General features: G+C 62.5%; 26 protein-coding genes and 1 pseudogene. 8 read left to right on the top strand and 19 right to left on the bottom strand.

The window, feature by feature from the left end:
• The first annotated feature begins 110 nt into the window (after positions 1-110).
• Complete coding sequence (locus tag CXQ81_RS01250) at positions 111-494, top strand: hypothetical protein (RefSeq protein ID WP_007921172.1); 384 nt, start codon at positions 111-113, stop codon at positions 492-494.
• 76 nt (positions 495-570) lie between these two features.
• On the opposite strand, the gene CXQ81_RS01245 is transcribed toward CXQ81_RS01250, so the two are convergent.
• The 6 genes from CXQ81_RS01245 to exbB all read right to left on the bottom strand — a co-directional run bounded on the left by CXQ81_RS01245 (position 571) and on the right by exbB (position 7,389).
• Complete coding sequence (locus CXQ81_RS01245) at positions 571-1,971, bottom strand: aminoacyl-tRNA deacylase and HDOD domain-containing protein (protein ID WP_007921151.1); 1,401 nt, start codon at positions 1,969-1,971, stop codon at positions 571-573.
• Between the two features lie 78 nt (positions 1,972-2,049).
• Positions 2,050-4,125, bottom strand: a complete 2,076-nt coding sequence (gene recG, locus CXQ81_RS01240) for an ATP-dependent DNA helicase RecG (protein WP_101336274.1) — start codon at positions 4,123-4,125, stop codon at positions 2,050-2,052.
• Positions 4,126-4,134: 9 nt separating this feature from the next.
• Complete coding sequence (locus tag CXQ81_RS01235) at positions 4,135-5,055, bottom strand: hydrogen peroxide-inducible genes activator (protein WP_009046190.1); 921 nt, start codon at positions 5,053-5,055, stop codon at positions 4,135-4,137.
• A gap of 169 nt (positions 5,056-5,224) precedes the next feature.
• Positions 5,225-5,971 (bottom strand): energy transducer TonB, encoded by a 747-nt coding sequence (locus CXQ81_RS01230; protein WP_007921144.1) that lies wholly within the window; start codon positions 5,969-5,971, stop codon positions 5,225-5,227.
• On the bottom strand, positions 5,968-6,396 hold the full coding sequence (gene exbD / locus CXQ81_RS01225) for a TonB system transport protein ExbD (protein ID WP_007921142.1): 429 nt from the start codon (positions 6,394-6,396) through the stop codon (positions 5,968-5,970). Before exbD ends, CXQ81_RS01230 begins: the two co-directional genes overlap by 4 nt.
• 6 nt (positions 6,397-6,402) lie before the next feature.
• Complete coding sequence (gene exbB / locus CXQ81_RS01220) at positions 6,403-7,389, bottom strand: tonB-system energizer ExbB (protein ID WP_101336273.1); 987 nt, start codon at positions 7,387-7,389, stop codon at positions 6,403-6,405.
• Between the two features lie 187 nt (positions 7,390-7,576).
• Here exbB and CXQ81_RS01215 point away from each other — a divergent pair, with 187 nt between their 5' ends.
• The gene (locus CXQ81_RS01215; RefSeq protein WP_007921137.1) at positions 7,577-8,434 is read left to right on the top strand and encodes an SDR family oxidoreductase; all 858 of its coding nucleotides are present in this window, start codon (positions 7,577-7,579) and stop codon (positions 8,432-8,434) included.
• A 50-nt stretch (positions 8,435-8,484) separates the two neighbouring features.
• Here CXQ81_RS01215 and CXQ81_RS01210 read toward each other — a convergent pair whose 3' ends face one another.
• From CXQ81_RS01210 to CXQ81_RS01185, 6 genes are all read right to left on the bottom strand, one after another.
• Complete coding sequence (locus CXQ81_RS01210; protein ID WP_007921135.1) at positions 8,485-9,225, bottom strand: hypothetical protein; 741 nt, start codon at positions 9,223-9,225, stop codon at positions 8,485-8,487.
• A gap of 55 nt (positions 9,226-9,280) precedes the next feature.
• Entirely contained in the window at positions 9,281-9,661 is a 381-nt protein-coding gene (locus CXQ81_RS01205) for a RidA family protein (RefSeq protein WP_007921133.1), read from the bottom strand.
• A gap of 36 nt (positions 9,662-9,697) precedes the next feature.
• On the bottom strand, positions 9,698-11,803 hold the full coding sequence (spoT, locus tag CXQ81_RS01200; protein WP_007921131.1) for a bifunctional GTP diphosphokinase/guanosine-3',5'-bis pyrophosphate 3'-pyrophosphohydrolase: 2,106 nt from the start codon (positions 11,801-11,803) through the stop codon (positions 9,698-9,700).
• Positions 11,804-11,860: 57 nt separating this feature from the next.
• Complete coding sequence (gene rpoZ / locus CXQ81_RS01195; protein ID WP_007921129.1) at positions 11,861-12,124, bottom strand: DNA-directed RNA polymerase subunit omega; 264 nt, start codon at positions 12,122-12,124, stop codon at positions 11,861-11,863.
• Positions 12,125-12,291: 167 nt separating this feature from the next.
• A complete protein-coding gene (gmk, locus tag CXQ81_RS01190) occupies positions 12,292-12,912 on the bottom strand; it encodes a guanylate kinase (RefSeq protein ID WP_007921126.1) in 621 nt (206 codons plus the stop codon).
• A gap of 12 nt (positions 12,913-12,924) precedes the next feature.
• Complete coding sequence (locus CXQ81_RS01185) at positions 12,925-13,788, bottom strand: YicC/YloC family endoribonuclease (protein WP_007921125.1); 864 nt, start codon at positions 13,786-13,788, stop codon at positions 12,925-12,927.
• Between the two features lie 270 nt (positions 13,789-14,058).
• Between CXQ81_RS01185 and rph the strand changes: the two genes are divergently transcribed.
• Both rph and CXQ81_RS01175 read left to right on the top strand, forming a co-directional pair.
• Positions 14,059-14,781, top strand: coding sequence for a ribonuclease PH (gene rph / locus CXQ81_RS01180; RefSeq protein ID WP_101336272.1), 723 nt, complete (start codon positions 14,059-14,061; stop codon positions 14,779-14,781).
• A 31-nt stretch (positions 14,782-14,812) separates the two neighbouring features.
• Positions 14,813-15,181, top strand: a complete 369-nt coding sequence (locus CXQ81_RS01175) for a DUF4870 domain-containing protein (RefSeq protein ID WP_007921123.1) — start codon at positions 14,813-14,815, stop codon at positions 15,179-15,181.
• 61 nt (positions 15,182-15,242) lie between these two features.
• Here the strand turns inward: CXQ81_RS01175 and CXQ81_RS01170 are convergent, their stop codons facing one another.
• Positions 15,243-16,022 (bottom strand): exodeoxyribonuclease III, encoded by a 780-nt coding sequence (locus CXQ81_RS01170; RefSeq protein ID WP_003176915.1) that lies wholly within the window; start codon positions 16,020-16,022, stop codon positions 15,243-15,245.
• Positions 16,023-16,103: 81 nt separating this feature from the next.
• On the opposite strand from CXQ81_RS01170, the gene pyrE reads away from it, so the two are divergent.
• Positions 16,104-16,748, top strand: a complete 645-nt coding sequence (gene pyrE / locus CXQ81_RS01165; protein WP_007921122.1) for an orotate phosphoribosyltransferase — start codon at positions 16,104-16,106, stop codon at positions 16,746-16,748.
• 138 nt (positions 16,749-16,886) lie between these two features.
• Here the strand turns inward: pyrE and argB are convergent, their stop codons facing one another.
• The 4 genes and pseudogenes from argB to coaBC all read right to left on the bottom strand — a co-directional run bounded on the left by argB (position 16,887) and on the right by coaBC (position 21,156).
• Positions 16,887-17,792 (bottom strand): acetylglutamate kinase, encoded by a 906-nt coding sequence (gene argB, locus CXQ81_RS01160; RefSeq protein WP_007921120.1) that lies wholly within the window; start codon positions 17,790-17,792, stop codon positions 16,887-16,889.
• A gap of 39 nt (positions 17,793-17,831) precedes the next feature.
• Positions 17,832-19,235 (bottom strand): annotated as a pseudogene (locus CXQ81_RS01155) (phosphomannomutase/phosphoglucomutase); the annotation flags it as partial.
• A gap of 251 nt (positions 19,236-19,486) precedes the next feature.
• Positions 19,487-19,942: a dUTP diphosphatase gene (dut, locus tag CXQ81_RS01150; protein WP_009046184.1), complete on the bottom strand. Its 456-nt coding sequence runs from the start codon at positions 19,940-19,942 to the stop codon at positions 19,487-19,489.
• A 5-nt stretch (positions 19,943-19,947) separates the two neighbouring features.
• On the bottom strand, positions 19,948-21,156 hold the full coding sequence (coaBC, locus tag CXQ81_RS01145) for a bifunctional phosphopantothenoylcysteine decarboxylase/phosphopantothenate--cysteine ligase CoaBC (RefSeq protein WP_007921117.1): 1,209 nt from the start codon (positions 21,154-21,156) through the stop codon (positions 19,948-19,950).
• Positions 21,157-21,287: 131 nt separating this feature from the next.
• Here coaBC and radC point away from each other — a divergent pair, with 131 nt between their 5' ends.
• Complete coding sequence (radC, locus tag CXQ81_RS01140; protein WP_007921116.1) at positions 21,288-21,962, top strand: DNA repair protein RadC; 675 nt, start codon at positions 21,288-21,290, stop codon at positions 21,960-21,962.
• A gap of 95 nt (positions 21,963-22,057) precedes the next feature.
• Here radC and CXQ81_RS01135 read toward each other — a convergent pair whose 3' ends face one another.
• A complete protein-coding gene (locus CXQ81_RS01135) occupies positions 22,058-23,644 on the bottom strand; it encodes an ABC transporter substrate-binding protein (RefSeq protein ID WP_101336271.1) in 1,587 nt (528 codons plus the stop codon).
• Positions 23,645-24,190: 546 nt separating this feature from the next.
• On the opposite strand from CXQ81_RS01135, the gene rpmB reads away from it, so the two are divergent.
• Both rpmB and rpmG read left to right on the top strand, forming a co-directional pair.
• Entirely contained in the window at positions 24,191-24,424 is a 234-nt protein-coding gene (rpmB, locus tag CXQ81_RS01130) for a 50S ribosomal protein L28 (protein WP_007921114.1), read from the top strand.
• Between the two features lie 11 nt (positions 24,425-24,435).
• Positions 24,436-24,591 (top strand): 50S ribosomal protein L33, encoded by a 156-nt coding sequence (gene rpmG, locus CXQ81_RS01125; protein ID WP_003177274.1) that lies wholly within the window; start codon positions 24,436-24,438, stop codon positions 24,589-24,591.
• A gap of 58 nt (positions 24,592-24,649) precedes the next feature.
• Here rpmG and CXQ81_RS01120 read toward each other — a convergent pair whose 3' ends face one another.
• Positions 24,650-25,012 (bottom strand): cupin domain-containing protein, encoded by a 363-nt coding sequence (locus CXQ81_RS01120; RefSeq protein ID WP_007921102.1) that lies wholly within the window; start codon positions 25,010-25,012, stop codon positions 24,650-24,652.
• Positions 25,013-25,113: the final 101 nt, after the last annotated feature.

The following is a 25,113-nucleotide window of genomic DNA, read 5'->3' as shown; positions in this document are numbered from 1 at the left end:
ATAATCCCCAATAACGCACTCATCTTCCCTTAACATTGCATAACGGTGGCGTTCCCCTCCGAAGCCGCTACACTGCGCCAGCCGTTCATTTTTCCTTTGGGGCTTTGCGCATGAAATTTCGTTTTCTTCTGTGGATGCTGGGGCTGTTGATGGGCAAGGCCAGTCGGACCAATCCGGCGTTCCAGCAGCAGTTGGGTGACAAGGAACTGGTGTTCCAGCTGCAGACGCTGGATGGCAAGGTGGCGCGGCATTTCCGGGTGAAGGATCAGCGGATTACCAGCAAGGCGGGTGTGTATCCCGAGCCAGCATTCGCCATTGCCTTCAAGGATGCGGCCTATGGTTTTGCCACGATGCAGGCGAAGAACAAGCAACTGGCCTTTATGACCGGGATCCAGGACAAGTCGATCCAGATCAAGGGCAACCCGGCGCTGGTGATCTGGTTCCAGGGGCTGACCAAGTACCTGAAGCCGAAGAAGGCCAAGCCGAAGGCTTGAAGGCGAGCGGTATACACGCCGCAAGATGATCGCGGGCAAGCCTCGCTCCTACGGGAGCGGGGCTTTTTTCTGGGTGTCAGTGCTGGCTGAACTGCGAGGCCAGTTCGCGCAGCAGCACTTCGGCTTCGAGGACTTTGCTGACCACGTCTTCGGCTTTGTCGCGGGACAGGCCGAGGCGTTCGAGCAGGGCTTCAGGGATGTCTTCGACAGGGCCGGAGCCAATGCCGCGGCTGCGCAGCAGGCGCACGGCCAGGCACACCAGGTTCGGGTATTCGGCGTAGGCGCCGTCGTAGCTTGGGTCGTGCTGGAAGCGCAGGGCGGTGGACAACTCGTCCGGCATGTCCCAGTAGCGCATCAGCCAGGCGCCGATCTGTTCGCGGCTGATGCCCAGCAGGTGCTGTTCGACGTAGCTGTGACACAGGTGCGGGTTGACCTCCAGGTGGCGGCAGATCAGCGAGAAGTGCGGCGGGAAGACGTGGGCCAGCAGCAGGTAGCCGAAGTTGTGCAGCAGGCCGGCGAGGTAGGTCAGGCCGGCTTCCGGGCGCTGGGCGCGCGGCATGGCGCGAGTCAGGCCTTCGATGACGGCGGCGGTATAGATCGACTGCTGCCAGTACGGTGTGCTGTGTTGCGGGTGGTCCTTGGGCAGGCTCAGGGTCTTGCCCAGGGCCAGGCCCAGCGCCAGGTTGATCACCAGGTCGAAGCCCAGCACGCGGACGATGGCGTCTTCCACCGAGCGGATCTTGCCCGGCGAGGCGTAGTAGGGCGAAGCCGCCCAGCTCACCACTTGCGCGGCCAGGGCCGGGTCGGTTTCCACCACGCCGGTGATGTCGTCGATGGTGGCGTTGGGGTCGACCCGCAGCTTGATGATCTTCTGCGCGGTTTCGGCGAGCGGCGGAATCTCGATGGTCGCTTCCAGGCGTTGCTGGATGCGCCGGGCGGTGAAGGCCTGCATCGCCTGGGTGATTTCCTCGCGGTCGTCGTCCGGACGGTCGAGGTTCGGGCGGATGCTGCTCAGGGCCTCGCCGAAGTTGCCGGCGCTGGCCTTGCTCAGCATGCCCTTGAAGGCGTCGCTGGTGATTTCCAGCAGTAGGCCCGGCTCGCCGGAGTTGATCAGCAGGGTCGGCTCGCGCAGCAGGCTTTCGTCATACAGGCAGGGCGAGCTGGTGAGCGCCGGCAGGCCGGGCAGCAGGCTCAGGTTGTGTTTGCCGAGCATGCGCTCCAGGCGTTCCGTGGAGACGGCGGTCAGGCGGCGGCCGGTCAGTTCGGCGAGGCGGTTGAGGTCCAGCAACTGGCTCTGTGGGAACAGCACCATCAGCGCGCCGACGGCGTCGTCCAGCAGGACCGCCTGTACCTTGCGCGCGGCCGGCAGGCCAGGATGGTCGAGGACTTCCGTGAAGCCGATGTCCAGCTTGCCGAGCAGCAGCCGGATTACAGACGGAGCGTGCGGGGCTGCGGTGGCGAGGGCAACTTCTGTCATGGTCTGTATCCGTTTTCAAACAATTTCAGGAGTATAACCAGCTTGATCGGGGCATTCGCCCCTTAACTGAGACGCTGCTCACACTTGGCCGTATTGCTGCCCGTGGCGCAGCCAGCGCTCCAGCAGCGGGCTGACGTGGTGCGGCCAGCGCTCGAGCAAGGCCTGGGCGGCATCGCGCACGGCCGGCAGCAGGTCGGCATCGCGCATCAGGTCGGCGACCTTGAATTGCAGCAGGCCGGTCTGGCGGGTGCCGAGCATCTCGCCGGGGCCGCGCAGTTCCAGGTCCTTTTCGGCGATGACAAAACCGTCGTTGGTTTCGCGCATGATGCCCAGGCGCTGGCGGCCGATCTGCGACAAGGGAGGATGGTAGAGCATGACGCAATGGCTGGCGGCGCTGCCGCGACCAACGCGACCACGCAACTGGTGCAGTTGGGCCAGGCCCAGGCGCTCGGGGTTCTCGATGATCATCAGGCTGGCGTTGGGCACATCGACGCCGACTTCGATCACGGTGGTGGCCACCAGCAGCTGCAATTCACCGGCTTTGAACCGGCCCATGACCTCGGCCTTTTCCGTCGGCTTCATGCGCCCGTGGATCAGGCCGACCCGCAGTTCGCCCAGGGCGCTGCTCAGGTCTTCGTAAGTGGTTTGCGCGGCCTGGCAGGTCAGCTCTTCGGATTCCTCGATCAGCGTGCACACCCAATAGGCCTGGCGCCCTTCGGCGCAGGCGGCGCGCACCCGCTCGATGACTTCGACCCGCCGCGAGTCGGTCACCAGCACGGTGTTCACCGGCGTACGGCCAGGGGGCAGCTCGTCGAGGATCGAAGTGTCGAGGTCGGCGTAGGCGCTCATGGCCAGGGTCCGTGGGATCGGCGTGGCGGTCATGATCAGCTGGTGCGGGCACAGGCGTCCGCCCACGCCTTTCTGGCGCAGGGCCAGGCGCTGCTGCACGCCGAAGCGGTGTTGTTCGTCGATGATCACCAGCGCCAGGTTCTTGAACTGCACTTCGTCCTGGAACAGCGCATGGGTGCCGACCACCATCGGCGCGCCGGCGGCGATCTGTTCCAGGGCCGCTGTGCGGTTCTTGCCCTTGAGCTTGCCGGCCAGCCAGGCGACTTCCAGCCCCAGCGGTTCGAGCCAGCGCTTGAAGGTGATGAAGTGCTGCTCGGCGAGGATCTCGGTCGGTGCCATCAGCGCCACCTGATAGCCAGCCTCCAGCGCCTGCAGGGCGGCGAGGGCGGCGACCACGGTCTTGCCGGCCCCCACGTCGCCCTGGATCAGCCGCAGCATCGGCTCGGGCTGGCTGAGGTCATAGGCGATCTCGTTGCCGACCCGTTGCTGCGCGCCGGTGGGTGGAAAGCCGAGGTTCTTCAGGTACAGCGCCGGCAGCCGGGTGGCCTTGGGCAGCGCCGGGGCGAGTTGCGAGCGCAGGCTTTCGCGCAGGCGCTGCTGGGACAGCTGATGGGTCAGCAGCTCTTCGAACGCCAGGCGATGCTGGGCCCAATGGTGACCCAGGGCCAGTTCGTCGACATCGGCGTCGGCCGGCGGGTGGTGCAGGTAGCGAATCGCATCGTCCAGCGGCGCCAGCTGGTAATCCCGCGCCAGCTCTTGCGGCAGCCAGTCCGGCAGGCTGCGCGGGCCGAGCAGGGCCAGGCTCTGCTGGCACAGCATGCGCAGGCGCTGCTGGGTCAGGCCTTCGGTGAGCGGGTAGATGGGGGTCAGGGTCTGGTCCACGGGCGGCGGTTCATCACCGCTGATGGCGCGGTATTCCGGGTGGTAGATTTCCAGCCCCGAGGCGCCGGGACGGGCTTCGCCATAACAGCGCACGCGGGTGCCGCGCTTGAGGCCTTCTTTCTGCGCGTTGCTGAAATGGTAGAAGCGCAGGCTGAGCCCGCCGGTGCCGTCCTGCAGGCGCACCAGCAGGCTGCGGCGCTTGCCCATTACCACGTCGGCGCCGCTGACGGTGCCTTCGATCACCGCGTCCTGCCCGGGGCGCAGCGCGCCGATCGGTACCACGCGGGTACGGTCCTGATAACGCAGGGGCAGGTGGAACAGTACGTCCTGCAGGTTCTCCAGGCCGACCTTGGCCAGCTTCTCGGCCATGGCTTCGCCGACGCCCTTGAGTGCCGTGACCGGCACGTTCGACAGCTCAGTCATCGCGACGGCTTAGCTCGCGGCAGGCGGCTTGGCCACCGAACACAGGCGGATCGAGTCGGCGAGGATCTCGATGGCTTTCGGCCGCGGGAAGCTGGCGCGCCAGGCGATCGCCACGGTGCGGAACGGCACGGGCGCGGTCAGCGGCCGCACTTCGATCACGCCCGGAGCGTAGTGATGGCTGTCCACCGCCGAGAGCGGCAGGATCGAGACGCCAAGGCCGGAAGCGACCATATGGCGGATGGTTTCCAGGGAGCTGGATTCCACCGTGGTGTGCTTGGCGCCGTCGTTGCCCTTGGTCAGGGTCGGGCAGGCTTCCAGGACCTGGTCGCGGAAACAGTGGCCTTCGCCCAGCAGCAACAGGCTCTTGTCGTTGAGCAGGTTGGCGTCGATGCTCTCTTTCTGGGTCCAGGGGTGGGTGCTTGGCATCAGCACGTAGAAGGGTTCGTCGTACAGCGGCAGGGTCAGCACGTCGGCTTCGTTGAACGGCAGGGCGATGATGATCGCATCCAGTTCGCCGTTGCGCAGCTTGTCGCGCAGCACGTGGGTGAAGTTCTCTTCGATGTACAACGGCATCTGCGGGGCAACCCGGTGCAGTTGCGGGATCAGGTGCGGGAACAGGTACGGGCCGACGGTGTAGATTGCGCCGACCTTCAGCGGGGCGGTCAGCTGGTTCTTGCCGGCCTGGGCCAGTTCGCGAATGCCCTGGGCCTGTTCGAGGACCTTTTGCGCCTGGGCGACAATGCCTTCGCCGACCGGCGTCAGACGTACCGCACTCTTGCTGCGCTCGAAAATCAGCACACCGAGTTCGTCTTCAAGCTTCTTCACGCCCACCGACAGGGTCGGCTGGCTGACATGGCAACGCTCGGCCGCGTGGCCGAAGTGCTGCTCTTGGGCGAGGGTAACGATGTAGCGTAATTCAGTAAGAGTCATAGCGGACGTCCATGAGGTTGCGGGCCAAGCATACCGGCTGCAATCGATAGACGCACGTTATCAGACTCAATGCTCGCTGTGACACCGGGCAATGCATGCCGGTCATGCCTGGAAAAGCAAAAAGGCACCTTTGGGTGCCTTTTTGCTGGGGATTGCCTGGGCGTCATGCTCAGCGGCGACGTTTCTCCAGAGAGTAAACGAAGGGCGCGACGATCTCGATCGAGCCGTTGTTGAGCATGTCCGCCGGCGGCTTGGGCAGCGGCTGGGCGCGGCGGATCATTTCCAGGGTGGCCCGGTCCAGATCGGCGTTGCCCGAGCGTCCTACCAGTTCATAGGACAGCACGTTGCCTTGCGCGTCGACCACGAAGCGCAGCCGGTTCAGGCCTTCCTTGCCGCGCGCCTGGGCACCCGGCGGGTACTTCTTGTACTTGGCCAGGTGCGCCAGCAGCGTGCCTTGCCAGCTTTCCTTGGCGGCGATCTGGGCCGGCGACGGGCCCGGAGCAGGTGCCGAGGACGGTGCCGCGGTGGGCGTCGGCGGAGCGTCGCTAGGCTTCTCTTCGCTCGGCTTTTCCTTCGGCGGTTCCGGCTTTTTCTCCACCGGTTTGGGCGGTTGCGGCTTGGGCTTGGGTTTGACCGGCTTGGGCACGGAAATCGTCGGTTTCGGCGCTTCCGCGAGTTTGGGCAGCGGCAGCTCTTCGACCGGAGCCGGCGGCTGCGGTGGCGTCACGACCTTGGGCGGCGCGGGAGGAGGCGGTGCCGGAAGCGGCGCCAGCTCGACCATCATCGCCTGCGGTGGCAGCTCGACCGGCATGGGGGAGCTCCAGTTGAGCGCGAGCAGGATCGCGACCGCATGGACCCCCAGTACGATGGCCAGGCTACCGCTGTAACGCGTCAGTTTTTGGCGCGTCGTGATCATTTCTTGGTAGCCGTCTCAAGTCCGACCAGGCCGACCTTCAGGTATCCGGCGGCCCGCAGGGCATCCATCACGCTCATCAGGTCGCCGTAATCCACGCCTTTGTCGGCCTGGAAGAAGATCGTCGTGTCTTTCTTGCCCTGGGTCTTGGCGTCGAGGGTGGCGCCGAGGGCTTCGGCCTTCACTTCGTCGTCGCCGAGATACAGGCGTTGGTCGGCCTTGACGCTGAGAAACACCGGTTTCTCGGGGCGTGGTGCCGGTTTGGCCGTCGAGGCCGGGAGATCGACCTTGATGTCCACGGTCGCCAGCGGCGCGGCGACCATGAAGATGATCAGCAGCACCAGCATCACGTCGATGAACGGCGTGACGTTGATTTCGTGGTTTTCGGCGAGATCGTCTTCTGCGCCTTCTTTCAAATGCAGGCCCATGGCGGATTACCCTACTTTGGCCACATGAGGTTGCGCAGAGCGCTCGGCGGTCGGCAGGTGATCGAGATCACGGCTGACCAGCAGCAGGACTTCCGCGGAGGCGTCAGAGACCTGGGCCTTGTAGCCGGCGATGGAGCGGGCGAAGACGTTGTAGATGACCACCGCCGGAATGGCCGCGACCAGACCCAGGGCGGTTGCCAGCAGAGCTTCGGCGATGCCGGGGGCGACGACGGCGAGGTTGGTGGTCTGGGTTTTGGCGATGCCGATGAAGCTGTTCATGATGCCCCACACGGTACCGAACAGGCCGACGAAGGGCGCGGTGGAACCGATGGTGGCGAGCACGCCGGTGCCGCTGCTCATGTTGCGGCCGCAGGCGGCTACCAGGCGCTCGAGGCGGAAGCTGACGCGTTCCTTGATGCCTTCTTTCTCGCGGCTGTTGGCCGACAGGCGCATTTCTTCCAGGGCGTCGTGGACCAGCAGGTTGGCCAGGGTGCCTTCTTTGGCGGCGGTGACGCTGGCTTCCTTGAGGGTGGTGGCCTTTTTCAGGTTGAGGATTTCACCGCGCAGACGACGCTTGGCGCCCATCAGCTCGAAGCCTTTGGCGATCCAGATGGTCCAGGTGATGATCGAGGCGATGGCCAGGCCGATCATCACGAGCTTCACGATGATGTCGGCGTTCTGGTACATGCCCCAAGGAGACAGGTCGTGGGCCATGCCCAGGGAGTTGTCCGCTTCGAGGACTTCAGGTGCATCGACGGCTGCTTCGCCTTCGGCAGGTGTCGGTGCTGCAGCGACCGGGGTGGCTACCGGCGCCGTGGCGTCGGCCGGCGCGTGGGCTGCCGCAGGTGTCGCGGCGCCAGCCGGGGCCTGCTCATCGGCGAAGGCCGCGGTCGGTGCCAGCAGCAGGCTGAACAGCAACGCTGCGGCCGCGCTCATGGCGCGCAGCGGGCTTGGGCGTTGGGTTGGCGAAGCGGAGAATTGATTGCGTGTCATGCTGGCCGGACCTGAGAGGGAAAAAGGTAAGTGTCCTTCTAGGCCTCGCAGGGCCGAGAACAAATGGGCCGTCATTATTGCAACTAATTCTTGTTAACAGAAGTAATAGAGTATCTTTTTTTCTTTGATTGCTAGCCGCTCGTCCATTGCCGACGCTAGTCTGTGCCTTTCTGATAGGAGTTTTCTGATGTCCGCCCCTTCTGTTCTGATCGCTGGCTGCGGTGATGTCGGCAGCCGTCTGGCGAAGCAACTGCTGGCTGAAAACTGGCAGGTCTACGGCCTGCGGCGCACGGTTTCGCAATTGCCGGAAGGGGTGATCGGCGTGGCGGGCGATCTTTTCAGTGAGCAGTGTCCGCCAGCCTGGCCCACCACACCGCTGGATTACCTGGTGTACAGCGCGGCCGCCACCGAGCATGACGAGGCGGGCTATCGTGCGGCCTATGTCGAGGGGCTGACCCATGTCCTGGGCTGGCTCAAGCAGAACGGGCAGTCGCCGAAACGCTTGCTGTTCGTTTCCAGCAGCAGCGTATACGGGCAGAAAAATGGCGAGTGGATCGACGAGACCTCGCCGGCCCAGGCCGACGGCTATTCCGGGCGGCTGATGCTCGAGGCCGAGCAAGTGGCCTTGCAGAGTGGCATTCCAGCCAGCCTGGTGCGGTTGACCGGGATTTACGGCCCGGGGCGGGAATGGCTGTTGAATCAGGTGCGTCAGGGTTATCGCGTCGCCATCGATCCACCGCTGTATGGCAACCGCATTCATGCCGACGATGCCGCGGGGTTGCTGGCCTTCCTGTTGCAGGCCGATCGGCGCGGCGTGGTGCTTGAGGATTGCTATATCGGGGTCGACGATGCACCGGTGCCTTTGGCCGAGGTGGTGGGCTGGCTGCGGGAGTACCTGGGCGTGACCGAGTGGGCGGACAGCTCGAGCGTGCGGCGTTCCGGCAGCAAGCGCTGCAGCAATGCCCGCGCCAGGGCCCTGGGCTGGGCGCCGCGTTATCCGAGTTTTCGCGAGGGGTATGCGCAGATTATCGAAGGGCAGGGCTGAGCCGCATCATGAATAAAGAAAAAGGAGCCTTTCGGCTCCTTTTTGCTGGATCACTGTTTTTCCAGTAGCCACTGGCGCGTACCCGGGGTGAGGGAAGGTACCTCGTTCGCCTGGGAGGCGTTGATGGGCTGGAAGATCTCCAGTTGCTTGCCGTTGCGCGCAAAGATCCACGGGTTGCCCTGGCCGTTGAGCTGCAGCCACAGGTTGTCGTAGCCGCCGCTCATCGAGGCGCAGTCGCCGGCGAGGCACAGTGCGTAGCGATCGGCGCCCGGCAGGCCCATGACCTGGCCGTTGGACTGGAACAGCACGGTGCCGCCTTCGCCCGGGCCGTTGACGATTTTCCATTCGCCGCCCAGGTAAGCCGAGTACAGGGCGCGCTCGAAGTTGGCGCCCAGTGGCGCGCCTTCCGGGGCCGGGTCCTTGGGACGATCGAAGACCTGCTCCGGCTCGTTGTCGTTGGCTTCTTGCAGCAGCTGTTTGCCGTCGCGTTTCAATTCGCTGGCGGAGCTGCCGTAGAAATCGATTTTCCAGGCGCCGGACTCTTCAGCCAGCACCTTGCCTTCGACGTTTTCGAAGCCATTGGTGTAGCGCGCCTGGCTGGCCTTGGTGTTGACGTCCCATTCCAGGTTCGGGCCGTAGCCTTGCAGGGCTTCGCGCAGCGGTCCGCCTTTGGCGGCGGCGTCGATGGCGACCTGGTTGATCCAGGTACCACTGATGTCACGGTCGGCGGGATCGCTGGCGCAGCCACCGAGGAACAGGGCGCACAACGAGAGGGCTAGCGCTTTGCGCATGAGAAAATCCTTTCAGAACGGAGACGGCACGGCCTGGGTAGCCGCGCCGGACGTGTTACTCGATGACCAGGATGGCATCCATTTCAACCTGCGCGCCTTTTGGCAGGGCGGCAACGCCGATGGCGGCACGGGCAGGGTAAGGCTGCTGGAAGTACTTGCCCATGATCTCGTTGACCTTGGCGAAGTGGCTCAGGTCGGTGAGAAAGATGTTCAGTTTGACGATGTCCTTGAACGAACCACCGGCGGCCTCGGCCACGGACTTGAGGTTCTCGAATACCTGGACGGTCTGGGCTTCGAAGCCTTCCACCAGTTCCATGGTCTTTGGATCGAGCGGGATCTGGCCGGACATGTAGACGGTGTTGCCTGCCTTGATCGCCTGGGAATAGGTGCCGATCGCGGCGGGTGCCTTGTCGCTGGTGATAACGGTCTTGGTCATGAATGACTCCTTGTAATGGGCGGGCTATATAGCGAGCTATGCACGCATGCGAGTGATGCGAATGACGCCGGTCAGGGCGCGCAGTTTCTTGATCACGCGGGCCAGGTGCACGCGGTCGTGCACGCTGACCACCAGTTGGACCACGCTGATGCGACCATCCCGTTCGTCCATGCTGATTTTCTCGATATTGCCGTCGGCCGCGTTGACGCTGCTGGCCAGCAGGGCGATCAGGCCGCGCTGGTGCTCCAGCTCGACGCGCAGCTCGACGTTGAATTCGCCGGTGACATCCTTGGCCCACGAAAGCTGGATGCATTTTTCCGGGTTGTGGCGGATTTCGCTGATGTTGCGGCAGTTGTCCAGGTGCACCACCATCCCTTTGCCCGCGGACAGATGGCCGACAATCGGGTCGCCCGGGATCGGCGTACAGCACTTGGCATAGCTCAGGACCAGGCCTTCGGTGCCGCGAATGGCCAGCGGACCTTCCGGGCTTGGCAGCTGTTCGCCTTCGCCGAGCAGACGGCGGGCGACCACATAAGCCATGCGATTGCCCAGGCCGATGTCTTCCAGCAGGTCTTCGATCAGCTCCAGGCGATACTCGGTGAGCATCGCTTGCACGCGTTCGGCCGGGATCTTTTCCAGGGCGCTGTCAAAACCGTTGAGCACCTTGTTCAGCAGGCGTTCGCCCAGGCTGATGGACTCGGAGCGGCGTTGCAGTTTCAGTGCGTGGCGGATGTGGGTGCGAGCCTTGCCGGTGACCACGAAGTTGAGCCAGGCCGGGTTGGGGCGTGCGCCCGGGGCGCTGACGATTTCCACGGTGGAGCCGCTTTGCAGCGGTTCGGACAGCGGCGCGAGGCGGCGATTGATTCGGCAGGCGATGCAGCTGTTGCCGACGTCGGTATGTACCGCATAGGCGAAGTCCACCGCCGTGGAGCCTTTGGGCAGCTCCATGATCCGGCCTTTCGGCGTGAACACGTAGACCTCGTCCGGGAACAGGTCGATCTTCACGCTTTCGATGAATTCCAGGGAGTTGCCGGCGCGTTGCTGCATCTCCAGCACGCCCTTGACCCATTGGCGAGCCCGGGCGTGGGTGCCCTTGGGCTGCTCGTCGCCGCTGGATTTGTACAGCCAGTGGGCGGCAATGCCGTTGTTGGCCATCTCTTCCATTTCGCGGGTGCGGATCTGGATCTCGATCGGCACGCCGTGCATGCCGAACAGCGTGGTATGCAGCGACTGGTAGCCGTTGGCCTTGGGGATCGCGATGTAATCCTTGAAGCGACCCGGCAGCGGCTTGTACAGGTTGTGTACGGCGCCGAGCACGCGGTAGCAGGTGTCGACCTTGTCGACGATGATCCGGAACGCGTAGACGTCCATGATCTCGTTGAAGGCCCGGCGTTTGCCGCGCATCTTTTTATAGATGCCATACAAGTGCTTCTGGCGGCCGCTGACCTCGCCCTGGATACCGTCGATGGCCAGGCAGTGGCTCAGGGATTCTTCGATCTTGTTGACGATTTCCTTGCGGTTGCCCCGGGCGCGCTTGACCGCCTGGTAGATCCGCGCGGAACGCATCGGATGCATGGCCTTGAAACCGAGGTCTTCGAATTCGATGCGGATGCTGTGCATGCCCAGGCGGTTGGCGATGGGTGCATAGATCTCCAGGGTTTCCTTGGCGATCCGCCGGCGTTTTTCGCCGGACAGCACTTCCAGGGTGCGCATGTTGTGCAGGCGGTCGGCCAGCTTGACCAGGATCACGCGAATGTCGCGCGCCATGGCCATGGCCATCTTCTGGAAGTTTTCCGCTTGGGCTTCGGCCTTGGTCTCGAAATTCATCTGGGTCAGTTTGCTGACCCCGTCGACCAGTTCGGCCACGGTTTCACCGAACTGCGCTTGCAGCGCTTCTTTGGCGATACCGGTGTCTTCGATCACGTCATGCAGCATGGCCGCCATCAGGCTCTGATGGTCCATATGCATGTCGGCGAGAATGTTTGCGACCGCTAACGGGTGCGTGACGTACGCCTCGCCGCTGCGACGGCGCTGACCGTCATGGGCTTGTTCGGCGTAGAAGTACGCTCGGCGGACCAGATTGACCTGGTCCGTGCCGAGATAGGTCGATAAGCGATCGGCGAGGGCGTCTATGCTCGGCATGATGACTCCTGCCGTAAGCTGTGATCCCGCGCCGTGCTACGTCGACCAGGCATAGGCTTAGACGGCCTCGTTGGACTCGTCCTCGAATGCAGCAAAAAGCGGTTCATCTTCAACGATTTCGGCTTCGGCGATAGCTGCGTAGTCGATCAGGCCTTCAGCGATTTCGCGCAGGGCGACGACGGTAGGCTTGTCGTTTTCCCATGCTACTTTCGGCTCTTTGCCGCCGGTTGCCAGTTGACGGGCACGCTTGGTAGAGAGCATGACCAGCTCAAAGCGGTTATCCACGTGTTCTAGACAGTCTTCAACGGTTACGCGGGCCATGGTCTTCCTCGTAGCAAATGCAATATGCGCGCTGCCCGGATGGGCGAGCGGACTCAACAGTTTAAAAAATCACCAGCGATTAGGGAAGCGCTGATTTTTTAACCAAGCTTTCCGACCCGCTACAAGTGCCAATGTAAAGCCCTTGCAGCGGGTTTGGGAAGTGCTATTCAGCCCAGCAATTCGGCGAGCAATTTGCCGAAACGCTGTTGCTGGCGCTTCTGATGCAGCTGGTTGGTGCGGAAAATCGCCTTCAGATCGTCCAGCGCATGGGCGAAATCGTCGTTGATGATCAGGTAGTCGTAGTCGACGTAGTGGCTCATCTCGCTGACCGCTTCGCGCATCCGGCCTTCGATGATCTCGTCGCTGTCCTGGCCGCGGTTGGTCAGGCGCTGGCGCAAGGCCTGCTGGGACGGCGGCAGGATGAAGATCGAACGAGCCTGGGGCATCAACTTGCGCACCTGCTCGGCGCCTTGCCAGTCGATTTCCAGGATCAGGTCGTGACCTTCGTCCAGGGTCTGCTGCAAGTGGCTTTGGGAGGTGCCATAGAGATTGCCGAAGACTTCGGCGCGCTCGAGGAAGTCGCCGTGCTCGCCCATCTTCACGAACGCTTCGCGCGAGACGAAGTGGTAGTTCACGCCGTCCACTTCGCCCGGGCGCATGGCGCGGGTGGTGTGGGACACGGAAACGCGGATCGACGGATCGGCGTCGATCAGGGCCTTGACCAGGCTGGTCTTGCCCGCGCCCGAAGGGGCGGAAATGATGTAGAGGGTGCCGGTGCTGTGGTTCATGTCGGGGTAGCCTTACTCAATATTCTGTACTTGTTCGCGCATCTGCTCGATCAACACCTTGAGGTTGACCGCAGCCTGGGTGCTGCGCGGGTCGAAGGCCTTGGAGCCCAGTGTGTTGGCTTCGCGGTTGAGTTCCTGCATCAGGAAGTCCAGGCGCCGGCCGGCGGCGCCGCCGGACTTGAGCACGCGGCGCACTTCGATGATGTGGGTGCTCAGGCGGTCCAGTTCTTCGGCGACGTCGCTCTTCTGGGCGAGCAGCACCATTTCCTGTTCCAGGCGCGTGGGGTCCAGCTCGGCCTGCATGTCGGCGAAGCGGTCGAGAACCTTCTGGCGCTGGGTGGCGAGCATCTGCGGGACCAGTTCGCGCAGGGTCACGACGTCTTCCTCGATGGAGGTCAGGCGTTCGTTGATCAGGCGGGCCAGCTCCGCGCCTTCGCGCTCGCGGCCGCTCTTCAACTCTTTCAGCCCCTGGTTGAACAGGCTCAGGGCTTCGTTGTTCAGCGCCTGCGGGTCGCTGGCATCGGCCACCAGGACGCCGGGCCAGGCCAGCACTTCCAGTGGGTTCAGCGCCGCTGGCTGCTTGATCAGGCTGGCAACGGACTCGGCTGCCGCCACCAGTTGCGCGGCGCGCTCCCGGTCGACCTGCAATGGTTTGCCGGTGGTTTCTTCGGTGAAGCGCAAGGTGCATTCGAGCTTGCCGCGCGACAGTCCCTGGCGCAGCGCCTCACGGACCGCGCCTTCCAGGTCGCGAAAGGATTCCGGCAAGCGCAGGTGCGGTTCCAGGTAACGGCTGTTGACCGAGCGCAGTTCCCAGCTCAGGGTGCCCTGAGTGCCGGCCCGTTCTACCCGGGCGAAGGCGGTCATGCTGTGCACCATGGAGGTACCTCCGATACAGGTCCGCCGCCAACCGCGGAGGGTTGCACGGGCCCGATATGAATGAATTGAAGCCGACAGGCTGCGAAGGCGCAGGATTGTAGCGCAGTGCGGTGGATGCTCCCAAACTGCGGGTGTGACAAAGCGCTGCGGGGCGACCGGAGGGCCGTTCCAGAGGCGTCGCCGACGGGCCGGGGTTTTTAGAACTGCCCAGGCAGGGCCGCGGGCTCTATAATGATCGGCAGTTTTCCGTCCCCGTACAGGTATTTCCCTATGAAACGTCCAAGTGGTCGCGCTGCCGATCAGCTCCGCTCGATCCGCATCACCCGCAACTACACCAAACACGCCGAGGGATCTGTACTGGTCGAGTTCGGTGATACCAAAGTGATCTGCACGGTCAGCGTCGAGAACGGCGTGCCCCGCTTCCTCAAGGGTCAGGGCCAGGGTTGGTTGACCGCCGAATACGGCATGCTGCCGCGCGCCACCGGCGAGCGTAACCAGCGTGAAGCCAGTCGCGGCAAGCAAGGCGGCCGCACCCTGGAGATCCAGCGTCTGATCGGCCGTTCCCTGCGCGCTGCGCTGGACATGAGCAAGCTGGGCGACGTCACCCTGTATGTCGACTGCGATGTGATCCAGGCCGATGGCGGTACCCGTACCGCGTCGATCACCGGTGCCATGGTGGCCCTGGTGGATGCGCTGAAAGTGATCAAGAAGCGGGGCGGCCTGAAGGGCGGCGACCCGATCAAGCAAATGATCGCAGCGGTGTCCGTGGGCATGTACCAGGGCGAGCCGGTGCTGGATCTGGATTATCTGGAAGACTCGGCGGCCGAGACTGACCTCAACGTGGTCATGACCAGTACTGGCGGTTTCATCGAAGTCCAGGGCACTGCCGAAGGCGCGCCGTTCCAGCCGGAAGAACTGAACGCCATGCTGGCGCTGGCCAAGAAAGGCATGAGCGAGATCTTTGAATTGCAACAGGCAGCCCTGGCTGACTGATTGCCCGGTAGCTTTCAGCAAGGAGAGCCGCATGAACGACGACCAGCTTCCGCAACCTGTCCCGAGCCATGAGGTGCGTCAGTGGGCGATGTTCTGTCACCTGTCGGCGTTGCTGGGCATCTGGATTCCGTTCGGCACCCTGATCGGTCCGTTAGTACTCTGGCAGATGAAGCGCGAGACCGATCCGTTCATCGATGCCCAGGGCAAGGAAGCGCTGAACTTTCAGATCACCGTGGCCCTGGCCTCGCTGGTCTGCTTCCTGCTGATGGTGGTGCTGGTGGGTTTCCTGCTTTTCGGTCTGCTGGCGATCGGCGCCCTGGTGCTGACCATCATCGCCGGGGTCAAGGCCAATGAAGGGGTGGCGTACCGTTACCCGTTCACCTGGCGATTGATCAAATAGGCCGAGCGCCCACAAAAAAGCCGACACTGATGTCGGCTTTTTTGTGGCTGCGAAAAGGCGCTTAGATGGTCAGCGTCCAGTCGTAGTCCACGATCAGCGGCGCGTGCTGCGAGAAGCGCGGCTGGCGTGGCAGGCGTGCACTGCGCACGAAGCGACGCAGGCCTGGGGTCAGCAGCTGATAGTCGAAGCGCCAGCCCAGGTTGAGCATCTCGGCCTGTTCGTTGTCCGGCCACCAGCTGTATTGATCGCCTTCGCGGCTGACTTCGCGCAGGGCGTCGACATAACCCATGTTGCCGACAATCTCGTCCATCCAGGCACGCTCAGGCGCCAGGAAACCCGGAGATTGTTGGCTGTCACGCCAGTTCTTGATATCCAGCTTCTGTTGCGCCACGTACAGCGAGCCACAATAAATGTACTCGCGACGTTTGCGCCGCTGTTTATCCAGGTAGCGGGCGAAGTCGTCCATAAGCTTGAACTTCTGGTTCAAGTCTTCATCGCCGTTCTGCCCGGAAGGAAGCAGCAAGGTCGCGATGCTGACCTTGTCAAAATCGGCTTGCAGGTAGCGCCCGTAGCGGTCGGCCGTCTCGAAGCCGAGACCGCTGATGACAGCCTTCGGTTGCAACCGCGAATACAAAGCCACACCGCCTTGGGCGGGAACTTCGGCATCGCAGGCATAAAGGAAGTAGCCATCCAGTTGGAAGGCTGGATCGTCCAGTTCAAAGGCGGAGGCGCGGGTGTCCTGCAGGCAGATGACGTCGGCATTCTGTGCTTGCAGCCAACTGAGCAAACCTCGCTCCACTGCAGCCTGAATACCATTGACGTTCACACTGATGATCCGCATAAATGGCCCCAAAAATCACGTGCGTGTATGATACCCGAGGTCTACCTAATTAGCTAAATCCGTGGTATTTGGGGCTTTTTCATGCAGGCGTATCAGCGCGATTTCATTCGTTTTGCCATCGATCGCGGGGTTTTGCGCTTCGGTGAGTTCACCCTGAAGTCCGGGCGTACCAGTCCTTACTTCTTCAATGCCGGCCTGTTCAACAGCGGCTCGGCCCTGGCGCAGCTGGGGCGTTTTTATGCCGCGGCGATCGTCGACAGCGGCATTTCTTTCGATGTGCTTTTCGGTCCTGCGTACAAAGGCATTCCTTTGGCGGCGGCGACGGCCGTGGCCCTGGCCGAGCATCATCAGCGCGATCTGCCATGGTGTTTCAACCGCAAGGAAGCCAAGGCTCACGGCGAAGGCGGCAGCCTGGTCGGCGCGCCATTGACTGGCGACGTGCTGATCATCGACGACGTGATCACCGCGGGCACCGCGATCCGCGAAGTGATGCAGATCATCGAATCCCAGGAGGGCGCCAAGGCCGCGGGTGTGCTGATCGCCCTGAACCGCCAGGAGCGTGGCAATGGTGAGTTGTCGGCGATCCAGGAAGTCGAGCGCGACTTCGGCATTCCGGTGGTGAGCATCGTTTCCCTGACCCAGGTCCTGCAGTTCCTGGCGGACGATCCGGCGCTCAAGCAGCATCTGCCGGCGGTGGAAGCCTACCGCGCGCAATTCGGCGTCTGAGTATTGTAGGAGCGAGGCTTGCCCGCGATAGCGGTCTGACCTGATACACCGCTATCGCGGGCAAGCTCCGCTCCTACGGAAGGCGCAATAAAAAGCCCCCGCCTGGCTTGCCAGACGGGGGCTTTTTATTTGCAGCGCTTAAGGACGCTTGCGATTGCTGATCAGGGTACCGACACCGGTATCGGTGAAGATCTCCAGCAGAATCGCATTGGGTACCCGACCGTCGATGATCAGCGAGCTGCCCACGCCTCCCTGTACCGCTTCCAGCGCGCAGCGAATCTTCGGCAGCATGCCGCCGTAGATGGTGCCGTCTTCGATCAGGGCATCGACCTGCTGGGTGGTCAGGCCGGTCAGGACCTTGCCCGACTTGTCCATCAGGCCGGCGATGTTGGTCAGCAGCATCAGCTTCTCGGCTTTCAGCGCCTCGGCCACCTTGCCGGCCACCAGGTCGGCGTTGATGTTGTACGACTCGCCGTTGGCGCCGACGCCGATCGGCGCGATCACCGGGATGAAGTCACCTTTGACCAGCAGGTTCAGCAGGTCGGTGTTGATGCCGACCACTTCGCCTACGTGGCCGATGTCGATGATTTCCGGGGTGGTCATTTCCGGCGTCTTGCGGGTGACGGTGAGCTTCTTCGCGCGAATCAGCTCCGCGTCCTTGCCGGTCAGGCCGATGGCGCTGCCGCCATGGCGGTTGATCAGGTTGACGATGTCCTTGTTCACCTGGCCGCCGAGGACCATCTCCACCACGTCCATGGTCGCCGCGTCGGTGACGCGCATGCCATCGATGAAGTGGCTTTCGATGGACAGGCGCTTGAGCAGGTCACCGATTTGCGGGCCGCCGCCATGCACGACCACCGGGTTGATCCCGACAGCCTTCATCAGCACGATGTCGCGGGCGAAGCCGGTCTTCAGCTCCTCGCTTTCCATCGCGTTGCCGCCGTATTTGATCACCAGGGTCTTGCCGACATAGCGGCGAATATAAGGCAGCGCTTCGGACAGGACCTTGGCGGTATTGGCGGCGGCATCGCGTTCGAGGGTCATTCAGGGCTCCGGCACTTCAATAAAGGCGCTTGAAGAAAATCAAAACGGTAGTTGGAGGTCAGGTGCAACACGTTTCAGCTGGGTGTGGAACACATCCTTGATGCGCTGCAGTTCGGCTTCGTCATCGGCTTCGAAGCGCAGTACCAGCACCGGTGTGGTGTTGGAGGCGCGAACCAGGCCCCAGCCTTTGGGGTAGTCGACTCGTACGCCGTCGATGGTGGTCAGGTCGGCGCCTTCGCCCCATTGCGCGTCGTGCAGCGCATCAATGATGCTGAATTTGCTCTCTTCGGTCACATGGATATTGATTTCCGGCGTAGAAATATCGTTCGGGAAGGTGGCGAACAGCTCTTCCGCGTTGGATTTTTCCTTGCTGAGGATCTCCAGCAGCCGCGCGGCGCTGTAGATACCGTCGTCGAAACCGAACCAGCGTTCCTTGAAGAACACATGCCCGCTCATTTCACCGGCCAGCAACGCACCGGTCTGCTTCATTTTCTTTTTGATCAGCGAGTGACCGGTCTTCCACATGAGTGGGCGACCGCCGTATTCCTTGATCAGCGGGATCAGGCGGCGGGTGCATTTGACGTCGAAGATGATCTCCGCGCCCGGGTTGCGCGCTACGACATCTTTGGCGAACAGCATCAACAGGCGATCGGGGAAGACGATGCTGCCGGTGTTGGTCACGACGCCAACGCGGTCGCCGTCACCGTCGAAGGCCAGGCCGATATCGGCGTTGGTCTCGGCGACCTTGGCGATCAGGTCTTCCAGGTTCTCGGGCTTGCCCGGGTCCGGGTGGTGGTTGGGGAAGTTGCCGTCCACTTCGCAGAACAGCGGGATGACTTCGCAATTCAGCGCTTCGATCAACTGAGGCGCGATGACGCCGGCCGCGCCGTTGCCGCAATCGACCACCACTTTCAGGCGACGGGCGAGTTTGACGTCGGCAGTGATTTCCTTGCCGTAGCGATCGAGGATGTCGACCTTGGTGATGCTGCCCTGGCCGCTGCTCAGGTTGTTGGTCTTGAGGCGATCGTGCAGGGCCTGGATCTGTTCGTTGGCCAGGGTGTCGCCGGCAATGACGATCTTGAAGCCGTTGTAGTTCGACGGGTTGTGGCTACCGGTCAGCATCACCCCGGATTTGCCAGCCAGCACATTGGCCGCGTAATACAGCGCCGGTGTCGGTACCAGGCCGACATCGCTGACGTGGCAACCACTGTCGTGCAGGCCCTGGATCAGTTGCGCCACCAGCTCGGGGCCGGACAGGCGACCGTCACGGCCTACGCAAACATTGGGTTCGCCCTGGGCCAGGCTCTCGGAGCCAATGGCGCGACCGATCCAGTAGGCGGTTTCAGCGTTCAGGGTTTCCGGAACGGTTCCGCGAATGTCGTAAGCGCGAAAGATGCTTTCAGGGAACTTGGGTACGACTTGGGCTGCATTGCTCATCACTGGGGGTGCTCCGTCTAAAAGGGGGCAGGACAGGCCGGAATACTGACCGGAAGGCTCAAACTGAAGGGTATGACGGCGTTTTTGCCCTTGGGTTCATGGTGCAAAAATGCCATCTGATGAGCGTCAGCTCTTTTTCGATCACCTTGTGCCGTGATTCCGGGTGGTCAAGTCCGCGAATAAACTTGCTGAGTGTTCGTGCTGAAACGCAGCCTACCAATCTTAGGCGAGCCGCTGGCGCGGCCCGGATTTTTTGTTCAATGGCTGCCGGAGTGACCGAAACCGCCCGCGCCGCGCTGGCTTTCGTCGAAGGCTTCGACCACTTCGAAGTGCGCCTGGACCACGGGTACCAGAACCAACTGGGCAATGCGTTCGCCCACCGCGATGTTGAAGGCGGTCTGGCCACGGTTCCAGCAGGAGACCATGAGTTCGCCCTGGTAATCGGAGTCGATCAGGCCGACCAGGTTGCCCAGGACGATGCCGTGCTTGTGACCCAGGCCGGAGCGCGGCAGGATCAGCGCGGCGAGGCCTGGGTCGCCGATGTAGACGGACAGGCCGGTAGGAATCAGCAGGGTCTGGCCCGGTTCCAGGAGGGTGTCCTGCTTGAGCATGGCCCGCAGGTCGAGGCCGGCGGAGCCTGGCGTGGCGTACTGCGGCAGGGGGAATTCGTTGCCGATGCGTGGGTCGAGGATCTTGGCTTGTAAAGCGTGCATGCGAGTTAAACCTGGTTCAGCCGTTCGGCGATGAAAGAGATCAGTTGGCGGGCAATCTTGCCCTTGCTGGTCTGGGCGAAGAGAGTTGCGTGCAACTCCCGGTCAATCACGCTGCAGGCGTTTTCCTCGCTGTTGAAGCCAATGCTCGGGTTGGCCACGTCGTTGGCGACGATCAGGTCGAGGTTCTTGTCTTTGAGTTTGCGTGCAGCGTAGTCGAGCAAGTGTTCGGTTTCAGCGGCGAAGCCGACGCTGAACGGACGGTCGGGGCGGGTGGCGATGGTGGCCAGGATGTCCGGGTTGCGCACCATCTGCAGCAGCAGGCCGTCGCCGTTCGTAGGGTCTTTCTTCAATTTCTGTGGGGCGACGACTTCCGGGCGGTAGTCCGCGACCGCCGCCGAGGCGATGAACAGGTCGCATGGGATGGCGGCCTCGCAGGCGGCGAGCATGTCGCGGGCACTGACCACGTCGATCCGGGTCACGCGATCCGGGGTCGGCAGGTGCACGGGACCGGTGATCAGGGTGACCCGGGCACCGGCTTCGACCGCGGCTTCGGCCAGGGCAAAGCCCATTTTTCCGGAGCTGTGGTTGGTGATGTAGCGCACCGGGTCAATGTTTTCCTGGGTCGGGCCGGCGGTAATCAGCACGTGTTTGCCGGTCAGCGCCAGATGCTGGAAGCAGTCGGCGGCGCACAGCGCCAGATCGTTGGCCTCGAGCATGCGGCCCAGGCCGACGTCGCCACAGGCCTGGCTGCCGGAAGCCGGGCCGAAGACCTTCAGGCCACGGCTTTGCAGCAGTTGGGTGTTGGCCTGGGTGGCAGGGTCGCGCCACATGGCCTGGTTCATGGCCGGGGCGATGGCGACGGTGGCGTCGGTGGCCAGGACCAGGGTGGTCAGCAGGTCGTCGGCGATGCCTTGGGCCAGGCGGGCGATCAGGTCGGCGGTGGCCGGGGCGATCAGCACCAGGTCGGCCCATTTGGCCAGTTCGATATGGCCCATGGCGGCTTCGGCCGCGGGGTCGAGCAGGTCCAGGTGGACCGGGTGCCCGGACAGGGCCTGCATGGTCAGCGGGGTGATGAATTCACTGCCGCCACGGGTCATGACCACACGTACTTCCGCGCCGTGGTCGAGGAGTCGGCGAACCAGCTCGGCGCTCTTATAGGCAGCGATGCCGCCGCCGACGCCGAGAACGATGCGTTTCCGATACAGCCGCTGCATAGGCCTGCCTTTCAGTTCAATGATTGCTGCGTGTAACACCCCCTCCCCAGGGGAAATTCCACGCAAAAAGATGGGCTAAGATAGCACAGCGACCGCTATGGAACAGCGGCGCCCACACACATGGAGGTGCTATGAGCATTCGCGACTGGCCTGCGGCGGAGCGCCCGCGGGAGAAGCTTCTCGAGCAGGGCGCGCTGGCCCTTTCCGACGCCGAATTGCTGGCGATTTTCCTGCGCACCGGGGTCGCCGGAAAAAGCGCGGTCGACCTGGCGCGACACCTGTTGCATCAGTTCGGCAGCCTGCGTGGCCTGCTCGAGGCGGACCAATTGACCTTCAGTCGGCAGCTTGGCCTGGGCCCGGCCAAGTTCGCGCAATTGCAGGCGGTGCTGGAAATGGCGCGCCGGCATCTGGCGGAAAAACTCAGTCGCAATTCGGTGCTGGAAAGCCCGGTGGCGGTCCGCGACTACCTCAAGGCGATGTTGCGCCATGAACCGCATGAGGTCTTCGGTTGCCTGTTTCTCGACTCCAAGCACCGGGTGCTGGCGTTCGAGGCGTTGTTCCAGGGCTCCATCAACACCACCAGCGTCTATCCGCGGCAAGTGGTCAAGCGTGCCCTGGCGCACAACGCGGCCGCGCTGATCCTGTGTCACAACCATCCTTCGGGCGTTTCCGAGCCGAGCCAGGCGGATCGGGTGCTGACCCGCAGGCTCACGGAGGCGCTGGACCTGGTGGATGTGCGCGTACTCGACCATTTCATCGTCGGCGAGGGCGAGCCGCTGTCGATGGCCGAGTACGGCTGGATGTAGAGAAGCAGCGACAAGCTTCAAGCTACAAGCTGCAAGTTAAAGCGGTACGAGGACTGCTCTGAACTTGCAGCTTGTAGCTCGCCGCTTGCCGCTGCTTATCTGAAGCTGACCTTCGAGTAGTCCTGGCGACCGAACGGGCTGACCTGATACCCATGGACATCCTTGCGCGTCAGGGCGAAGGCGGTCGGGTGGGCAAGCGGTAGCCACAGGGCCTGCTGCTGGATCTGGGTTTGCGCCTGCTGGTAAAGCTTGCTGCGCACGCCCTGCTCGGTGGTGGTCTTGCCGGCGGTGATCAACTTGTCCAGGCCGGGGTCGCAGTAGCGGGCGAAGTTGGTCCCGGACTTCACCGCCGCGCAGGTGAACTGCGGGGTGAGGAAGTTATCCGGATCGCCGTTGTCGCCGGCCCAGCCCATGAACAGCAGGTCGTGCTCGCCGGCCTTGGCCCGACGGATCAGTTCGCCCCATTCGATCACGCGGATCTCCGCCTGGATCCCGACTTGTGCCAAGTCTGCTTGCAGCTGTTGCGCGCCCAGGCTCGGGTTGGGGTTCAGCAAGCTACCGGAAGGGCGGGTCCAGATCGTGGTCTGGAAGCCGTCTTTCAGGCCGGCCTTGGCCAGCAATTGGCGGGCCTTCGCCGGATCATGGGCGTAACCCGGCAGCTCCTTGGCGTAGCTCCAGGTGTTGGGCGGGAAGGGGCCGTTGGCGGGTTCGGCGGTATTTTCGAAGACCGCTTTCAGGTAGTTGGCCTTGTCGAAGGCGAGGTTGATGGCCTGGCGTACTTCGGGTTTGTCCAGCGGTGGGTGCTGGCTGTTGATGGCGACGAACGCGGTCATGAAGGCTGCGGTTTTCTCGACCTTGAGCGCAGGCTCCTCAAGCGCGGCGGTCACGTCCAGCGGCTTGGGCGACAGGGCGATCTGGCATTCGTTGCGGCGCAGCTTCTGCAGGCGCACGTTGGCGTCCGGGGTGATGGCGAAGATCAGCGAATCCACCGCCGGCTTGCCGGCAAAATAGTCGGGGTTGGCCTTGTAGCGGATTGATGCGTCCTTCTGGAAGCGGCCGAACACGAAGGGGCCGGTGCCGATCGGCTGGCTGTTGAGCTTGTCCTGGGTGCCGGCTTTGAGCAACTGGTCGGCGTATTCGGCGGAGTAGATCGACGCAAACCCCATGCTCAGGGTGGCGAGGAAGGTCGAATCGGCGTGGTCGAGGGTGAAGCGCAGGGTCAGCGGATCCAGGGCGTCGATCTTCTTGATCAGCGCCGGCAGCTGCAGCGACTGGGCATGGGGATAGCCGCTCTGCGCCACTTTATGCCAGGGGTTGGCCGGGTCGAGCATGCGGTCGAAGCTGAACTTCACGTCTTCGGCGGTCAGCTCGCGGCTCGGATTGAAATACGCGGTGCGATGAAACTTCACTTTCGGGTGCAGCTTGAACACATAGGTCAGGCCGTCGGCCGAGACTTCCCAGCTGTCGGCCAGGCTCGGTACCACCTTGCCGCTGCTGGCGTCGAACTCCACCAGGCGATTCATCAGCACGTCGGCCGAGGCGTTGGTGGTGGTCAGCGAGTTGTACTGCACTACGTCGAAACCTTCCGGGCTGGCCTCGGTGCACACGCTTAATGCGGCGGCGTGGGCCAGCGGGCTCAGAAGAAGAGGGGCGAACAGGAGCGGGAGGGCAGCGAGGCGCATGTTTGGCTTCCTTTGCAGATCGAAGGCCCATCTGCGAGTGCAGTCTGGAAAAAGGCTTACCCTAGTGGCCCCGTTGAAAAATGACTATCCCCTTTTTTCGCTCGTGGGCCGGATACGTTGGCATTTATTGCAGCGTCGAGCCTGTTGGCGGCCGGCAGTCATGGCCACATTAGGCATAAATTGACAGAGGTTTTTTCCATATATTGACGTGGAACGAGCGGTGCGGTGGCTGTGCATGGTGATTCTGCCGCCTGTTTCACCCACGCAGAATTTATTCTGCGACGAGCGGTCAGCCATGGCGCCAGCCTTTGGTGCAGGCATCCGGAGCAAGAAAACAGGGACTTTTCGAAATCCAAAGCACACCGGCTGTTGTTGCTACGGGGTCTTTCTGGTATAAAGCAGCGCTCTTTTCTAGGGGCCCGGTTCCTTCGCTTGTAGGTGTAGCCGGTAAGACCCTAAAGAAACGCGGCGCCTGGCGCCAAATGACTGAGAGATTAAGCGGCCAACCCATGCCGGGTTGGGCATGTGGTTTTAGAGGGCTGAGGCATGTCGAGAGTCTGTCAAGTTACCGGTAAGGGTCCGGTGACTGGGAATAACATTTCCCACGCAAACAACAAAACCCGTCGTCGTTTCCTGCCGAACCTGCAGCATCACCGCTTCTGGGTTGAGTCCGAGAAACGTTTTGTGCGTCTGCGCGTATCTGCCAAAGGCATGCGTATCATCGACAAGCGTGGCATTGATGTCGTGCTGGCCGAACTTCGTCGCGATGGCAAGGTTTAAGGGAGCTAATCATGCGTGAATTGATTCGTTTGATTTCGAGCGCCGGTACTGGTCACTTCTACACTACCGACAAGAACAAGCGCACTACTCCGGACAAAATCGAGATCAAGAAATATGATCCGGTTGTTCGTAAGCACGTGATCTACAAGGAAGGCAAAATCAAGTAATTGATTTTTCTTCTGACAAAAAAACCCGCCTTCAAGCGGGTTTTTTTGTGCCTGCGATTCAGGCTTTCGGTTCGAAGATCACATAGATCTTGCGGCACGGTTCCAGCACCTCCCAGGTGCCGCGAAAGCCTGCGGGAATGACGAAGCGATCGCCGGCGCGCAAGGTCTTGGCATTGCCTTCGCCGTCACGCAGGACCGAAACCCCCTGCACGATCTCGCAGTACTCGTGCTCGGTGTAGTTCACCGTCCACTGGCCGATCGCGCCTTCCCACACCCCGGCGTTCATCTGGCCGCACGGACTGTTGTAGTGGTTGAAGACGGTTTGCTCAGGGTCGCCCTTGAGGACTTTTTCCTGGGCGGGGCGATACCGCTCGGCCGCAGTGTTGGCCTGATTGAAGTCGACGATGTCCTGGATGCTCATGCTGGTATTCCCCCCTGATTGCGCTGCGAATGGCTGGAAAGCCCAAAGTCTATGTTTATTAAAATGAACATAGCAATGGCGTTTTCCTGGCCGCTGTCAAA

This window comes from Pseudomonas sp. 09C 129 (genome assembly GCF_002843625.1).
Classification (GTDB): domain Bacteria; phylum Pseudomonadota; class Gammaproteobacteria; order Pseudomonadales; family Pseudomonadaceae; genus Aquipseudomonas; species Aquipseudomonas chlororaphis.
The sequence above is the reverse complement of the archived record's forward strand: the minus strand, read 5'-3'. Positions and strand labels throughout refer to the sequence as shown.

Bases quoted from the DNA above. Each gene is read 5' to 3' on its own strand.
- CXQ81_RS01210 (WP_007921135.1), bottom strand. From the start codon at position 9,225: ATGCGCAAAGCGCTAGCCCTCTCGTTGTGCGCCCTGTTCCTCGGTGGC.
- rpmG (WP_003177274.1), top strand. From the start codon at position 24,436: ATGCGTGAATTGATTCGTTTGATTTCGAGCGCCGGTACTGGTCACTTC.
- rpmB (WP_007921114.1), top strand. From the start codon at position 24,191: ATGTCGAGAGTCTGTCAAGTTACCGGTAAGGGTCCGGTGACTGGGAAT.
- exbD (WP_007921142.1), bottom strand. From the start codon at position 6,396: ATGGGCCTGCATTTGAAAGAAGGCGCAGAAGACGATCTCGCCGAAAAC.
- CXQ81_RS01185 (WP_007921125.1), bottom strand. From the start codon at position 13,788: ATGGTGCACAGCATGACCGCCTTCGCCCGGGTAGAACGGGCCGGCACT.
- exbB (WP_101336273.1), bottom strand. From the start codon at position 7,389: ATGACACGCAATCAATTCTCCGCTTCGCCAACCCAACGCCCAAGCCCG.
- recG (WP_101336274.1), bottom strand. From the start codon at position 4,125: ATGACTGAGCTGTCGAACGTGCCGGTCACGGCACTCAAGGGCGTCGGC.
- pyrE (WP_007921122.1), top strand. From the start codon at position 16,104: ATGCAGGCGTATCAGCGCGATTTCATTCGTTTTGCCATCGATCGCGGG.
- CXQ81_RS01235 (WP_009046190.1), bottom strand. From the start codon at position 5,055: ATGACTCTTACTGAATTACGCTACATCGTTACCCTCGCCCAAGAGCAG.
- rpoZ (WP_007921129.1), bottom strand. From the start codon at position 12,124: ATGGCCCGCGTAACCGTTGAAGACTGTCTAGAACACGTGGATAACCGC.
- argB (WP_007921120.1), bottom strand. From the start codon at position 17,792: ATGACCCTCGAACGCGATGCCGCCGCCAATACCGCCAAGGTCCTGTCC.
- radC (WP_007921116.1), top strand. From the start codon at position 21,288: ATGAGCATTCGCGACTGGCCTGCGGCGGAGCGCCCGCGGGAGAAGCTT.
- spoT (WP_007921131.1), bottom strand. From the start codon at position 11,803: ATGCCGAGCATAGACGCCCTCGCCGATCGCTTATCGACCTATCTCGGC.
- gmk (WP_007921126.1), bottom strand. From the start codon at position 12,912: ATGAACCACAGCACCGGCACCCTCTACATCATTTCCGCCCCTTCGGGC.
- CXQ81_RS01215 (WP_007921137.1), top strand. From the start codon at position 7,577: ATGTCCGCCCCTTCTGTTCTGATCGCTGGCTGCGGTGATGTCGGCAGC.
- CXQ81_RS01250 (WP_007921172.1), top strand. From the start codon at position 111: ATGAAATTTCGTTTTCTTCTGTGGATGCTGGGGCTGTTGATGGGCAAG.
- CXQ81_RS01120 (WP_007921102.1), bottom strand. From the start codon at position 25,012: ATGAGCATCCAGGACATCGTCGACTTCAATCAGGCCAACACTGCGGCC.
- CXQ81_RS01230 (WP_007921144.1), bottom strand. From the start codon at position 5,971: ATGATCACGACGCGCCAAAAACTGACGCGTTACAGCGGTAGCCTGGCC.
- dut (WP_009046184.1), bottom strand. From the start codon at position 19,942: ATGCACGCTTTACAAGCCAAGATCCTCGACCCACGCATCGGCAACGAA.
- CXQ81_RS01170 (WP_003176915.1), bottom strand. From the start codon at position 16,022: ATGCGGATCATCAGTGTGAACGTCAATGGTATTCAGGCTGCAGTGGAG.
- CXQ81_RS01205 (WP_007921133.1), bottom strand. From the start codon at position 9,661: ATGACCAAGACCGTTATCACCAGCGACAAGGCACCCGCCGCGATCGGC.
- coaBC (WP_007921117.1), bottom strand. From the start codon at position 21,156: ATGCAGCGGCTGTATCGGAAACGCATCGTTCTCGGCGTCGGCGGCGGC.
- CXQ81_RS01245 (WP_007921151.1), bottom strand. From the start codon at position 1,971: ATGACAGAAGTTGCCCTCGCCACCGCAGCCCCGCACGCTCCGTCTGTA.
- CXQ81_RS01175 (WP_007921123.1), top strand. From the start codon at position 14,813: ATGAACGACGACCAGCTTCCGCAACCTGTCCCGAGCCATGAGGTGCGT.
- CXQ81_RS01135 (WP_101336271.1), bottom strand. From the start codon at position 23,644: ATGCGCCTCGCTGCCCTCCCGCTCCTGTTCGCCCCTCTTCTTCTGAGC.
- rph (WP_101336272.1), top strand. From the start codon at position 14,059: ATGAAACGTCCAAGTGGTCGCGCTGCCGATCAGCTCCGCTCGATCCGC.